We start from the raw sequence: 13,326 nt of genomic DNA on the forward strand, positions 1-13,326 counted from the left end.
GGTGTCAAGTCCGCGGGTGTTCTTGCGCGGACTTGACACCCGACCACCCCCAGCGCAGCCTGCGCGTCGCCCCCCGCCGGATCGCGGGGCAGCGGCACGCGGTGGTGTTCCGTTCGGTGAACCGCTTCTGAGCGTGCATTGCCGGAGCCGTGACGAACTGCATCAGCGTCCAAGTGGACGGCCGATCGGTGCGCTTCGCGGGACGACCGAGCTCAGGCAAGGCTGCGACCGTCTGGGTGTACGACCAGAGCGATGAGGGTGTGGCCAGCCTTCCGGGACGCGGGTCCGGTTTCGCGCGGAGCCGTGCAGTCCGAGTCGGGCGCCGGCGAGGTCCCCTGTCCATCGCGTGTCGATGCGCGTACCGGGTACTTCCCGCCGGCCGTGTTCCGGCACGCCGCTCGCACGGGTCGGCCGACACGGTCCGCTACTGTTCGTGCCGTAGTGTGACTGGAGCCGCCGGAGAACGCTCGGTGTGGGAGGACTCGGACGTCGTGGGACCTGCTGACGCGGTACGCCGCTGCTCCTGTGGCACTCGGCTCGCCCGCGACAACCGCACTGACCGCTGCGGGTCGTGTACCCGAGCCGGTCGCCGTCACCCCGCAGTGCCGCCCGAGGTGCCCGAAGAGTTCTGGGAGCACCCCGCTCTGCGTGCCGCTCTCGCCGCCCGGGACATCGGAGCTGTCATCCGCGCCTACCGCAGGCACCCTCACCACGGGCGCCTAATCCGACAGGAGACCGTCGCGTCCTGGATCAACCTGTCCTCCACGCGACTGAGCAGGATCGAAAACGGGGAAGCCGTCCACGACCTCACCAAACTCACCCGATGGGCGCAGCGCCTTCGCATCCCTCAACACCGGCTGTGGTTCCAGCTGCCTGACGCATCACCTGACTCGTCCGCACTCGCCGCGCAGACGGTGGAACGGCAGCAGCCGACAGTCGACGCGCACCCGCTGACGTTCGACGACCTGAGGTGGGATGCCCCGCCTCGGCGGCTCGTCGGTCGGACCGAGGTCGAACAAGTCAGGTTGATGACCGGTGCGTTGGCCGCCAGCGAGAACCTCTACGGCGGCGGCATGGCCGGGGAGGCCGGTATCGCCCACCTGCGCTGGGCGTGTCGGACACTGCAAGCGCGATCCGCGCCCACGGTCAGACCGCGTCTGCTCGAGGCCGTCGGGAATCTGGCCGCCGTGGTCGGGTTCTCGGCCTTCGACGTCGGTGATCACGACACCGCCGCACGGTGCTTCCGGGTTTCCCTGTGGTGCGCTGAGGAAGGAGGGTCGTGGGAGCTGCGCGCCGCCACTCTCACCGACATGGCGCGCCAAGCCATCCACCTCGGCAAGCTCGACGAAGCGCTGTCGTTGGTCGAGTTCGCCCAGGTTCGCGCCGACAGGGTGACGGCCACGGCACGGGCCGCGACTGCGGTGGTCCGTGCCCGAGTGCTGGCCTTGCTCGGCCGCCACGACGAGGCCGCTGCGGAGGTGGGTCGCGCCGACGCGCACTTCGCGCAACGTCAGGTGGCCGCCGACCCGCCCTGGCTGGTCTACTACGACGAAGCCGAACACGCGGGCAGCAGCGCGCGAGCGCTGATCCCGATCGCGCTGAGCCGCAAGCGGCCAGGAGATGCGGCTCTGCGTCTGTCCATGGCGATCGATCTGCACAGCGACGCCTATCCGCGCTCACGAGCGTTTTCCACCGCCCGGCTCGCGGCGCTGCACATGGCTGTCGGTGACCCGCACGAGGCGGTAGTACTCGGGCAGCGGGCCGTCATGTTCGCCGCGAACCTGCACTCGAAGCGGATGAGCGAGGAGCTGCGCATTCTCGACCACGCAAGCCGACCGCACGTGGCGATTCCTGCCGTGGCAGGCTTGTCGCGTTCATTGGCCTCGGTCACCGGCGATGTCTGAGTCGCCCCGCTCTCACGGCACCCGCCCCGCATACGACGTGCTCAGCATCGCCGGTGCCCAAGCCGGGGTGTCGACCGTCGGAGCGCAGTTGATCCGCGATGGCGTCAACATCGTCTACCGCCTGCCGAACCGGGTCGTCGCACGCATCGGCCCGGCGGGCTCGTACGCCACGGCCGCACACCTGATCCGCGTCTCCCGCTGGCTGGCCACCACCGACGTGCCGGCAGTCCGCGCCCTGGACGACATCGAACAGCCCACGCTGGTCGCGGATCGGCCCGTCACCTGGTGGATCCAGCTTCCCGACCATCGACCGGCGACCGCCGCCGAACTCGGAGCAGCGCTCAAGCAGGTCCACGCGCTGACCGCGCCCGAGTCACCGCCGCTCCCGCTGCTCGACCCCTTCAGCGGGGTGGACGCCGCGATCGCCCACGCGACCACGATCACCGAACGCGACCGAGCCTGGCTCGACAGGCTCCTGGCAGGACTGCGCAGCGAGTACGCGGTCCTGCAGGACACGTTGCCTCGATGCGTCATCCACGGCGATGCCTGGCAAGGCAACCTCGCCGTCCCCCGCGACGGTGCTCCCACCCTGGTGGACCTCGACCACTTCGGAATCGGCCCGCGTGAATGGGACCTGGCGCCTTTCACCGTCGACTACACCGACTTCTCCCGCATCACGGCTGCGGAGTACGGCGAGTTCGTAGCCGCCTACGGCGGCTACGACATGACGACCCAACCGTATTACCGGACACTGGCCACCACCATGGAGCTCCGCTGGATCGCCTTCGCGCTGCGCAAGGCCAACTCAGACCCGCACGCCGCGCTCGAAGCCCGTCATCGCCTGGCATGTCTGCGCGGTGACATCGAACCTCCTTGGCGGTGGACGGCGTTCTAGTACTCCAGCCGCAGTTCGTGATCATGTTCTGCTCGCTCGTCGATCTTGTGTTTGTTGATGAGGACATGCAGGCGTGGGTGAGCGGCTTGGACGAGCTGCACGGGCGGGTGGCGGGACGGTTTCTGCGGGCGAAGCTGCGGCATCGGGCTCAGGCGCATGTTCGAGGTCTGTTGGCTCCGATCGCGGGCAAGAACGGTTGGACGCGGCAGGCGCGGTGCGTCCGACGGCGAGCGGCACGGCGGTGGCGACCGGTGTGGCGTGTTCGGCCAGCACGGTGCCGCTTGTCTCGTGGCCGCGCCACCGCGACCACGGCGACCGGAGTGCCGTCTCCGATAACCACCCGCGTGTCCGTCGAGGGGCTGGTCGGGCAGGCAGGTGCCGGCGGTGATCACCCATCGGGGGCCGAGCAGGGAGCCTGTGCACGCGTGATCGCCGGTGGTGATCCGCACCAGGTGCGGTTGTTCGCCTTGGGGCACGGTCGTACCGGGCACCGTCGACGCGCTCGCCCCGACCGCGAGTGTCAGGACCGCCCCGGTCAGCGTCGCCGACAACATCTTCTCATGTGCGCGTTCTCCCTGTCTCTGTAGGCACCACGGCCCTCTGAAGGGTCCCGAGGTCCGGCTCGTCGAGGAACCCGGTGCGTGCTGCCGCAACGACCTGAGGGGCAGACCGCGCGCGACGATTAGGGGCATCCGGCGGCTACCGCCGGATGCCAGTCCTGCCCAGGGTCTGTGGAGGGGTTATCCGGACATCCGTCAACCGGCGGAGCACACCGCTGCAAGGTGGTGACCCTGAACACCTGTCCATCAGTACTTCCAATGGTCCACTTGGTCGGTCACGCCAAATTGTCGTCCGTACAGAATGGACGCATCCATCCACAGTGGACTCCCTGCGCGGCTCGGTGTGCCGCGTCCGGCGTGAGGAGTGGGCGGCAACGCGTGCCTTTCGAGTGGGCGCCTAACTGTGACGTCTGACCCACCGCCGGTTTTCTAAGCCACTTGGCCGATGTGTCGTTGACCCGTCCGGGTCAGTGTGGGGCAGTTCGTGCGGTCCGGTCGCCTGTGTCAAGGCGGGTTCACGGTGCCGCGTCGTGTCCTCCGAGATCCGGTCGGTGCGACCGCCACCGACAACCACCCCATCTGGGTCGAAGGCCGACAGCACTGGGTCCACGCCGACCAACTCCACATCGGCGACCAACTCCGCGACCGCAGCGGCCACGCACACGCCATCACCCACCTCACCATCCGAACCCTCACCACCACCGTCCACAACCTCACCACCAACGGGCCACACACCTACTACGTCCTCGCAGGCACCATCCCCGTACTGGTCCACAACGCCGGCCCCTGCCCTCCATGGAAGGCGGAATTCGATCTCCTGGCAGCAGGCAAGCGCAACCATGTGAAAGTGGTGCCCGACGTCCACGAACTGCGAGCCTTGTTCGAACGCTGGACCAAAGGCGCCGAAGGCCTGCCCGCACGCGGCGCCAAAATACCTGACGTACTCAAACTCGACGACGGAACCACGGTGCAATGGCGCTTGACTTCTAGGTCCGGCAGGGAGACCATCGATATCTTCCCAGTAGTCGGATAAGACTTGAAGGTGCAGCTCAAATGATCTCCAGCGCAGTTGTACAGGAGGTCCTCACTGTAGGAACGGAGGACTGGGTCCCGGTGGACAGGGCGATCTACTTTGCCCGCGAATCATGCGGCGCAACCGACTTCAAAACGGTGGTCAAAGCTACCTTGGAATGGATGCTGAACGAGCGCCTCGTCGACATCGGATACATCGGAAATACCGGCTTCGAGGCATGGTCGGGAACGGTTGGCGAAAGGATGGATCGCATGATGACAGAACTCGATGCAGTCGACTGGGTGCCGTTCGGAGGCAGCTGCTGGATGGCCAACACGGCGCTCGGCGACGCCATGATCGAATCCTGGGAGGAAAAGCATCCCATGGAGATCACGTCGATGGATTATATGCGAGATAGCGAGCGATGAACGCCGGTTGACGAGGCAGGATGTCGAAATGGCGAGACTGAACCGGCAGGTCAGAGTTATCGAGCTTCTCGAGGATAACGTTCGGACCGAGATCACGATAATGAACGACATGCGCAATCTAGGGCTGAGCAACTCGGACGTCCAGCGGCTGATGGAGGGCGTCACGTCGAGCATCCTCTACGCGTTCGACGTCGATTGGGCATCCGACTGGGTGAAACCAAACGGTGTCCACACTTGGCGGGAGGCGGTTGGGTGGTTCGGCCGTTGCCCCCCATTGTCTACTGGACTCGCTACCGTCGACCAGAAAGGAAGACGCGGCGAGGTGGGCACGGGACCATGGCGCTTCGCACTGAACGGCGGGGAGATCGAGGCGTGGGTGCTGCAAATCAGCCTGGAAGCGTTCGCTGTAGCGAGGGTGAGGCTTTGACGGAGCGGCTCGATGAGCTGGCAGCGCTCGACCTCCTATCGCTCTGCGGAGCGCTCATCGAGCATCCGCAAAGGCAGGCAGGGTTCGGTGCGCAGGAATGGCGTGGAGTGGTATTGTGCTTGCCGAGAATGTCGTCCGAGTAGGTCAGGCGGCGTGGTGGTACTCGTTGAGGATGCCGCCCAGTCGTTGCCGCTGGCGGATGTCGAGTCGGGTGACCGCTGCTAGATCGGTGGTCGGTTGTGGCAGTGGTTGTAGCGGTCGGGCGTTGGCGATGCCCTGGTGGGGTCGGTGGGTGTTGTAGAAGTGCTCGTATTCGCGCAGGGCATGGAGTAGGTGTTGTTGGTTCCAGATGAGGGTGCGGTCAAGGAGCTCGCGTCGGCAGCTGCGGATCCAGCGCTCCATGATCGCGTTCATGCGCGGGAGACGGACTCCGCTGAGGACGACCTGGATGCCCGCGTCGGCGAGGACGGACGGCTATCTCTTGATGTCGCGTCATGAAGGCTTGGGCCAGCAGCCCGAGGCTTGTCCAGGTGCTATGACCGGTGCGCCGACTGAGCTTGTGAGCTGACATGCCGCTCACGTCAGGAGGAGGTGCTCGTGACGTGTGCCTGGTGGACGGCTTCGCCTTGCCAGGTGCTGGTGTGGCTTGACTGTCACACGAGTTGTGGGTGACAGGTGGTGGCTCAGTCCCGGGCTGCCGTGAGGGCTTGTTCGCGGGAGTCGTGCAGGGTGACCAGCGCGTCCATGGCGGTCACCTCCAGCACCCGCCGGACCGGGTCGCCGGCGTTGGCGTTGGCGGCTAGGCGTTCGCTCGGCGGAGGCGTTCGGCTGCCTGTGCGCGCAGGGCGTCACAGGACACCGGGGGATCGCCGTGCAGTGCTTCCCAGCGGACGTCGTGCGCTGCAGGCCACAAGCTGGCCGCCCACGCGATCTCCAGTTCCTCCGCGGAAAACCGGCGCCCCCGAAGGTCCTGATAAGCCGACAAGAACGCCTCGGAACTCTCGACAGGTGGCAGTACGGCCGGCCCGATCTTGGGGAACACCGCACTCGTCGCTCCCACCAGCGCCGCCTCGGGCTGCCACGCCAGGCTGTCCCAGTCGTGCACGGCCCACACCCGGCCGTCGTGCCAACGGAGGTTCTGCGCCTCGAAGTCGGCGTGCCCCAGCACGCGCGGCACGTCGGCGGCCAGCAACCGCTCGCGAGCCCGCTCGGCCGTGTCGACAACATAACCCGGCACGGCGCTCTGGTCCCGCTCGTCAAAGAAGCCGATCGCCGGCCACACCCCGGGATCGGTGTGGTCCCAACGCACCCAGCGCGGACTCGGCAGTGGCGGCGCGACGGCCACATCGGCCAGTTCACCCATCAGGCGGGCGAACACCGCCGCGTAGCGCACGGCGACCTCCGGCGAATCGCCACGCAGCAGCTCACCGCCGGGCCGGTACTCCTCGGCATGCACGGCCAGCGCGCCGACGCCGACCGCGGGCGTGAGCGGCCGGGCACACGGAAATCCCCGCTCCGCCAGCCGGTCCTGCGCGGCGACACACGACGCGGCCCGGCCGTCGTCCTCCCGCGCCTTCACCACGATGTCCCGCCCACCGGCCAGCCGCAATCCCACCACCGCCGATATGGACCGCTGCTCGAACAGCACGGCAACCGGCTCGTCCCCCAGATGGTCAACGCACCAGCCCGGCAGCCAATCCGACAGGTCATCCAACGTCACAGCGAGAACTGTGCCATGCGCGTCGAACACAGCAGAAACGATCGAGAGGTGCCAACGACAACGTCCAAGCACGAAATCACCAACGCCGCAACGGTCACCCCCCCGCCCTGCGGCGCCGCGAGGACATGGGCACCTCCGCAGCCGGCGGACGCGAATCCCTGGCCACCCTGCTCACCGAGGCCGACTGCTCCATGGCCTTGTTCCTGCGGTTCCCAGACCAGCGCGAAGGAAGGGTCGGTAGGCATCTGAACGGATCAGGGGTCGGGAGGGTGCTGGAGGTGCTGGAGAACGCCCCGGAACTCGTCCGGTGCCATGCCGCCTCGGAGGAAGCCGTTGGTCAGGGCGGACAGGCTGTGAGACGGATCGCTCTGCAGAGCGCCGCCCAATGCGGCGCTGGCGAGCGGCCCGTCGCCTTGTGGGTATGCGCAGATCGCGAAGAAGGCTGCGGGTTCGGCGCGCCACGGTGCGGGAAGCTCGCGCATCAGGGTGAGCCACACTTGCCGGGCTGCCCGCGTGCTCTTGTCCGTGCAGAGCCTCAGAAAGTCGTCGCGGAGGTCGTGGAAGGTGAGGGTCCACCCCAGTTGGATGATCTCGTCTTCGTCGAGGTGGAGTTCGTTGCGCTCGGCGCGTGTGATCGCGTTGTGGATCAAGTCCGGGTTCGGCTCGGCGTTGTCCCGGCGGAGGTCGTCGAGGTGCTTCGCTCGTGCGTGCAGGATCTCGGGGGTGGCGTGTGGCGCGACGGTTCGCGCCATGTCGTCGCGACTTGCGTGGGTGATCAGTCCCGCGTAGGCGCATTTCGCAGCGAACACGGTCGAGTCGGGGTCCGGTCGACACCGTGCTGTGCGGTCTCGTAGGCGTGCCAACCAGCGCGGTGGGCCACGCGGCGTCGAGGTTGACGGGGTGTGGCCCGGCGGTCCACACGGTCGCCAAGATGGGGTTCCCGGCGGTGGTGCTCGGCTGCTTGTCGGTGGGGGTGGTGGGTGGCTTGGCGGGGCTGACGCGGGTGGTGGTCGGTGCGGTCGGCCAGGCTCGGCGTTCCACCGCGCGACGCGGGGCGGCCGGGGGTCGGGCGGGAGGAGTCGCCGCGTCGTCGGGATGAGCGGCGGCCTGGGTACTGGGGCTGGGTTACGGGTGTCCCCTTTTGCTGGGGTGGGGTGCGCCCGTCGATGCGGGCGCGATGACACCCCTGAACTCCGAAATACCGGTCGGCCGGGGACAGACTGCGGCGACGATTTGTTCGAGAGTCTCGGGTCGCATCCGGTATCCCGGAGGCGCTCGACTAGAAAATCTCGGAGACAATTTTTCGGTCGTGGCTTCGGGGCTGAAGCGGGTATGACCGAAGTGGTACCGGCCAGGTACGACCGTGTCATAGCAGCAGCTAGCGGGCGTGAGGTGTGGGAGAGTGGCGGGGCAGGCGACAGGCTGTCGGTAGGGCTCGACGAAGTCGTTCGCGATGTTCCGGTACCTGGTCGGTAATAGGTCGGTACCTGTTTGGTCAGTGGTTGGTGCCAGGTGGTTTGGCGTCCTGTGCGGGTCGTTGTTCCGACCCGTTTCGGGGGTTTGCCATGAGTTCGCGTGATGCTGTTCCGCGTTCGGGTTTCCAGCGCGGTTCGATGCCGCTGGACGTTGCCCGGTCGGCGTTCGAGTGGCTGGTCGTCGGGCCGCACCCGCTGTCGGTGGACGGCCGCTTGTTCCCCGGTTTCCCGGCGCGGCGGGTGCCGCTGTCGGAGGTGCGCAACCGGTTGCTGCGCCGGCGTTGCCCGCAGTCGTCGCGGGACGCGGTGTGGTCGCACCTGGTGCTGCTGACCCGCACCGAGAGCGCCGCGTGGGTGGTCGGCGCGGTCGGGGTGGCGATGCCGGCGTTGACCTCCATCGCCGCCACGTTGACCGCGCGCTTCGCCGGGGACCCGAGCGACATCCACGCCGCGGTGCTCGCCGGGTTCGTCGCCGAACCCGGCGAGATCGACCTGCGTCGCCCGCGCATCATGTTGCGGCTGCGGTGGGCGGCCTACCGCGCCGGGCACACCGCGCTCCGGGAGGCGTTGGACGCGCCGGTGCCCTGCGGTCACGCGTTCCGGTCGGCGACCCCGCCCCCGCCGTGAGGGCACCCGGACTTCGTGCTCGCGCGCGCGGTCGCCGAGCACGCCGTCACCGCGGCCGAGGCGGAACTGGTCGGCACCACCCGGTTGGAGGGTGTGCCGCTCGCGGACGCGGCTGTCGCGTTCGGGTTGTCGTACGAGGCGGCGAAGAAGGCGCGTCAACGCGCGGAGCGTCGGCTGGTCGCCTACCTGCGCGGTGATGCGGTGTCGCGGGAGGACGACCTGGTGACCCGGGTCGCGGACACGGCAGGGCGCGGGCATCACCGGCGACCCGCGGACCTGGACCCGGCCCTCGCCGACCCTGCGCACCCTGCGGGACCACCTCGCCCGCGGCGACCAGGTCGCCGGGAACCTGGCCGCGCGGCTGCACCCGTTCGTCGAGGGCGCGTTCAAGCAACTGTTCGACGGGCCCAGCAGCGTCACCGCCGAAGGCCACCTCGTCGTGTTCAGCCTGCGCGAGCTGCCCGACGAACTGAAAGCCATCGGCACGCTGCTGGTGCTGGACACGGTGTGGCGACGGGTGTCCAACCCGGCCATCCGCCGTCCCCGGCTGGTCGTGGTGGACGAGGCGTGGCTGCTGATGCAGGACCGGTCCGGAGCCGAGTTCCTGTTCCGCATGGCCAAAGCCTCCCGCAAACACTGGGCCGGGCTGACCGTCGCCACCCAGGACACCGCCGACGTCCTGGGCACCGACCTGGGCAAGGCCGTCGTCGCCAACGCCGCCACGCAGATCCTGCTGCGCCAGGCGTCCCAGGCCATCGACGAGATCACCCGCACCTTCGACCTGTCCGCCGGCGAACGCGCCTTCCTGCTCTCCGCCGACCGCGGCCAAGGGCTGCTCTCCGCCGGGACACAACGCGTCGCGTTCCAGGCCATCGCCTCACCGACCGAGCACTACCTGGTCACCAGCGACCCGGCCGAACTCGCTGCCCTCCACGACCCCGACGACCACACCAGCACCTCGTTCGTCGACCTCGGCCTCGACCCGCAGGACGGCGACGAGTTCGACGACGACCAGATCACCCTCGACGCCGCCTGAACCCGTTGGAGGGCAACGTCATGCTTGAGGACTACCTGCGCGACCCCTCCGGAGCACTGGCCACCGTGCTGGACCGGCTCCGCGACCTCACGCTCACCCACGGCCCCATCGCGGTCCCACTGCTCGTCGCGCTCGCGACGCTGTTCGCGATCGGACGGCGGTGGTGGGCGAGCCGCTGCCACGAGCAGCTGGTGGCCAACGCCCGCCAGGTCACCATCCTCGCGCCGCCCGTCGTCGACGCCGCGAGCGGGGCGGCGTTGTGGTCCAACCTGGTCGGCCTTCTCCGGCCCGGGTGGCGCAGGGCAATGACCGGACAGCCGCACCTAGCCTTCGAGTACGTCTTCTCCGAGGCCGGGGTCACGATCCGGCTGTGGGTGCCCGGCCTCATCCCGCCAGGGCTGGTCGAACGCGCGGTCGAAGCCGCCTGGCCCGGCGCCCACACCCGCGTCGGCCCCGCCGAACCACCACTCCCGCCAGCCGGGCCAGACCAGCGCCGAATCGTGGTCGGCGGGGAACTACGGCTGACACGACCGGAAGCCCTCCCCATCCGATCTGCCTTCGACGCCGACCCGATCCGCGCACTGCTCGGCGCACCGGTCGGGCTGGGGCGCGACGAACACGCCTGCGTCGAAGTCTTGGCACGCCCCGTCACCGGCCGCCGGGTCCAACGCGCCCGACGCGCCGCACGGCGAGTCCACAATGGAACCTCAAGCCACATGGTCGGTCGCCTGCTCGACCTGATCACACACGGGCCCACCCGGCGTCGACACCGGAACAGAACCAACGCGCTGCACAGCGACCCGCAGACCTCGCTGGAATTCTCCGCGCACAACCGCGCCATCGTCACCAAGCAACGCGGCAGCCAGTACGAGACCGTCATCCGCTACGCCGTCGCGACACTCCTACCCGCCAACACCGCCAAGGAGCAGCTGCGCCAGGCGCGAGACGTGGCGCGCGGCCGGGCCCACGCGTTGGCCGCCAGCTTCGCCTCCTACACCGAGCACAACCACTACACCCGACGCCGCCTCCGCGACCCCGGCCACGCGCTGGGCCACCGCAGGCTCGGACGCGGAGACCTGCTGTCGGTACCGGACGGCGATGAGCGCCTCGGCACGAGACCGCGCGGTGTGACGTCGACCCCATCACCGTTTTCTAGGTCATGTGGCGGATGTTCTTTGACTCCGTCCGGGCGAGTGTGGGGCGGTTCATGCGGTCCGGCCCGTCCGTGTCAGGACGGGTTCGTGGTGCCGCGTCGTGTCTTCCGAGGCCTGGTCGGTGTGATCGGGTCCAGTCGCTGTGTCGAGGTGTCGTTGTGCGGGTTGTTCGTGGCGTTGTCGCGTTGGTGCTCGGTCTGGCGTCGCTGTGCGGCGTGTTGGCGGTGCTGTGGGGTGCGGCCTCCGCCGAGCCTCGGCCGCGGATGGAGCCGTCGCCGGTGTCCGGGTCGCTGGCCGCCCCGAGTGCGGCGGGTGAGGGGCAGGTGTCGTTGGTGGAGGACTTCTCGTATCCGGGTGCGGAGGAGATCGCACGGCGGCGGGACATCCGCCTGGTGTCCGGTGACGGGCGGATCGTGTTGGTGGGGTGTGGTGGGCCGGGGTTGATCGAGGTGCGTCGGTCGGGGGCGCGCAGGGACACCGATCCGGATCGTGGGCATTACTGCTTCCGTGCGACCGGGGTGTCGGGGCGGTTGGTGTTGGAGATTCCGGACACCTTCCAGATCCGAGGTGACGGGCACGAGGTGGACGCGACGGTGCGGGTGGACGGGGCGACCAGCAAGGTCGACGTCGACAGCGGCCGGTGGACCGGCGTCGGACGCGGTGTGGGCGCGAATCCCGCGGTCCTGCTGGAGTTGCGTACCAGCACCGGCTGACATGTCCCTTCGTGCCGTCGTCGACGGGCGCGTTCGTCGGCGGCGGCACGACAAGGCGCGGTCGCCGCGGGCGGAACCCCGGCCGCCGTATGCGGATCCGGTTCCGCGGTCCTCCGGTGTTCCCGCGTTCGTCGTTCTCGGTTCGTCGTTTTCGTTGTGGTCGTTGTCCTTTGTTCGCCCGCGGCACGGTCCCGGGTCGTGCTCCGGTGTGGAAGGTCGTGTTCGTGGTGGTGGGTCGGGGAGTTCGGGCGCGGTGGCGTGGGTTGCTCGCCGCGGTGGTGGCGCTGGTGTTGGTGGCGGGGACCGCGGGCCCTGCCACCGCGGATCCACGACAGCAGTCGCAGCCGGTGTCGGACCGGGCCCGGCTGCTGGGCCTGGTGGCCTCGGGCGGGGTGGTGGTGTCCGCCGAGGCCGAACAGGCGCTACTCGGCACCGACGAGCAGGTGCGGGAGTTCCTGTCCGAGGGGTTGACCGCGGCGCGGGAGGCCGACGACCGGATCGCGGTGCAGCGGCTGCTGTCCGACGGCGGCCCGACCACCCAGGACGCGGCCAACACCGCGCTGGACGGGTCGATCCAGGACGTGCGGGAGTTCCTGGCCACCGGGTGGGAACAACCCTGGCGCGACGACCTGCGCATCCGGGTTCAGCGACTGCTCTCGGCGGCGACCGGCCCGATCGTGCGCGACGAGGCCAACGCCGCACTCGACGGCGACGAGCAGGCCCGCTTGGACTTCCTGGCCACCGGCTGGCAACAAGCCCGCGACGACGACGACCGCATCAACGTCCAACTGATCCTCAACACCGGCGGGCCGGCCGTCCAACACGCCGCCAACCAGGCTTTGGACGGCCCCATCGAGGACGTACGGGAATTCCTCGCCACCGGCCACACCGTCGCCCTGCAACGCGACCGGGAGGTCACCGCGGTCTCGCAGTTGGCGGCTCAGGCCGCCGAGGCGGCCGGCCGCGCCGCCACGCAGCGCCAGATCGCCCAGGACGAGGCCGACCGTGCGGTCACCGCCGCGGCGGCGGCCAAGCGCGCCGCGCAGACCGCGGCGGAGGAGACCCGCGCGGCCAGGGACTCCGCCGGGGTCGCCGCCGGTGCCGCGGGCCGTGCCGCCGACGCCGCCGCCGGTGCCGCCCGGGCCGCGCAGGTCGCGATCAACGCGATCGGCGCCGCGATCAACGCCGCTCGGGAGGCCGCCAACGCCGCCTCCCACGCCGCGTGGGCCGCCGCGAAGGCCGGGGACGCCGCCGCCCGGGCCCGTGACGCCGCCGCCGCGGTGGCCACCGGACGTGCCGTGCTTCGCTCATCTTGGCCGCGAAGCCGTCGAGCGCCGTCTGGTACCGGTGGGTCACCTGGACCCCGGACCGGCCC

At 69.2% G+C, this 13,326-nt stretch carries 12 protein-coding genes and 2 pseudogenes; 10 read left to right on the plus strand and 4 right to left on the minus strand.

Translation table 11 applies throughout. From position 1 onward, the window contains the following. Positions 1-614: 614 nt before the first annotated feature. Together AB0A74_RS40625 and AB0A74_RS40630 are read left to right on the plus strand one after the other, a co-directional pair. A complete protein-coding gene (locus AB0A74_RS40625; RefSeq protein ID WP_358258263.1) occupies positions 615-1,904 on the plus strand; it encodes an XRE family transcriptional regulator in 1,290 nt (429 codons plus the stop codon). 37 nt (positions 1,905-1,941) lie between these two features. After that, positions 1,942-2,799: an aminoglycoside phosphotransferase family protein gene (locus tag AB0A74_RS40630; protein WP_358258265.1), complete on the plus strand. Its 858-nt coding sequence runs from the start codon at positions 1,942-1,944 to the stop codon at positions 2,797-2,799. On the opposite strand, the gene AB0A74_RS40635 is transcribed toward AB0A74_RS40630, so the two are convergent. Next, the gene (locus AB0A74_RS40635) at positions 2,796-3,491 is read right to left on the minus strand and encodes a trypsin-like serine protease (protein WP_358258267.1); all 696 of its coding nucleotides are present in this window, start codon (positions 3,489-3,491) and stop codon (positions 2,796-2,798) included. The two genes, AB0A74_RS40630 and AB0A74_RS40635, sit on opposite strands and share 4 nt — an antisense overlap. Positions 3,492-3,879: 388 nt before the next feature. On the opposite strand from AB0A74_RS40635, the gene AB0A74_RS40640 reads away from it, so the two are divergent. From AB0A74_RS40640 to AB0A74_RS40650, 3 genes are all read left to right on the plus strand, one after another. Continuing rightward, positions 3,880-4,392 (plus strand): polymorphic toxin-type HINT domain-containing protein, encoded by a 513-nt coding sequence (locus AB0A74_RS40640; RefSeq protein WP_358258269.1) that lies wholly within the window; start codon positions 3,880-3,882, stop codon positions 4,390-4,392. 80 nt (positions 4,393-4,472) lie between these two features. Then, positions 4,473-4,799 (plus strand): hypothetical protein, encoded by a 327-nt coding sequence (locus AB0A74_RS40645; protein WP_358258271.1) that lies wholly within the window; start codon positions 4,473-4,475, stop codon positions 4,797-4,799. 28 nt (positions 4,800-4,827) lie between these two features. Further along, positions 4,828-5,226, plus strand: coding sequence for a hypothetical protein (locus tag AB0A74_RS40650; protein WP_358258273.1), 399 nt, complete (start codon positions 4,828-4,830; stop codon positions 5,224-5,226). Positions 5,227-5,370: 144 nt separating this feature from the next. On the opposite strand, the gene AB0A74_RS40655 is transcribed toward AB0A74_RS40650, so the two are convergent. The 3 genes from AB0A74_RS40655 to AB0A74_RS40665 all read right to left on the minus strand — a co-directional run bounded on the left by AB0A74_RS40655 (position 5,371) and on the right by AB0A74_RS40665 (position 8,316). After that, positions 5,371-5,676: an integrase core domain-containing protein gene (locus AB0A74_RS40655; protein ID WP_358258282.1), complete on the minus strand. Its 306-nt coding sequence runs from the start codon at positions 5,674-5,676 to the stop codon at positions 5,371-5,373. 349 nt (positions 5,677-6,025) lie between these two features. After that, positions 6,026-6,946, minus strand: a complete 921-nt coding sequence (locus AB0A74_RS40660) for a phosphotransferase (RefSeq protein WP_358258275.1) — start codon at positions 6,944-6,946, stop codon at positions 6,026-6,028. A 254-nt stretch (positions 6,947-7,200) separates the two neighbouring features. Further along, entirely contained in the window at positions 7,201-8,316 is a 1,116-nt protein-coding gene (locus tag AB0A74_RS40665) for a DUF4192 domain-containing protein (protein ID WP_358258277.1), read from the minus strand. A gap of 243 nt (positions 8,317-8,559) precedes the next feature. Between AB0A74_RS40665 and AB0A74_RS40670 the strand changes: the two genes are divergently transcribed. The 5 genes and pseudogenes from AB0A74_RS40670 to AB0A74_RS40690 all read left to right on the plus strand — a co-directional run. Further along, the gene (locus AB0A74_RS40670) at positions 8,560-9,048 is read left to right on the plus strand and encodes a hypothetical protein (protein WP_358258278.1); all 489 of its coding nucleotides are present in this window, start codon (positions 8,560-8,562) and stop codon (positions 9,046-9,048) included. Positions 9,049-9,298: 250 nt separating this feature from the next. Next, a pseudogene (locus AB0A74_RS40675) lies at positions 9,299-10,084 on the plus strand (conjugal transfer protein TraC); the annotation flags it as partial. A 20-nt stretch (positions 10,085-10,104) separates the two neighbouring features. Further along, a pseudogene (locus tag AB0A74_RS40680) lies at positions 10,105-11,178 on the plus strand (type VI secretion protein); the annotation flags it as partial. A 218-nt stretch (positions 11,179-11,396) separates the two neighbouring features. Then, the gene (locus AB0A74_RS40685) at positions 11,397-11,951 is read left to right on the plus strand and encodes a hypothetical protein (protein WP_358258284.1); all 555 of its coding nucleotides are present in this window, start codon (positions 11,397-11,399) and stop codon (positions 11,949-11,951) included. Between the two features lie 206 nt (positions 11,952-12,157). Further along, on the plus strand, positions 12,158-13,326 hold a 1,169-nt coding region (locus AB0A74_RS40690), incomplete at its 3' end, for an ALF repeat-containing protein (RefSeq protein WP_358258280.1).

The organism is Saccharothrix sp. NPDC042600, from assembly GCF_040647305.1.
Lineage (GTDB): Bacteria > Actinomycetota > Actinomycetes > Mycobacteriales > Pseudonocardiaceae > Actinosynnema > Actinosynnema mutabilis.

Bases quoted from the DNA above. Each gene is read 5' to 3' on its own strand.
- AB0A74_RS40635 (WP_358258267.1), bottom strand. From the start codon at position 3,491: ATGCCCCTAATCGTCGCGCGCGGTCTGCCCCTCAGGTCGTTGCGGCAG.
- AB0A74_RS40650 (WP_358258273.1), top strand. From the start codon at position 4,828: ATGGCGAGACTGAACCGGCAGGTCAGAGTTATCGAGCTTCTCGAGGAT.
- AB0A74_RS40665 (WP_358258277.1), bottom strand. From the start codon at position 8,316: ATGACACGGTCGTACCTGGCCGGTACCACTTCGGTCATACCCGCTTCA.
- AB0A74_RS40670 (WP_358258278.1), top strand. From the start codon at position 8,560: ATGCCGCTGGACGTTGCCCGGTCGGCGTTCGAGTGGCTGGTCGTCGGG.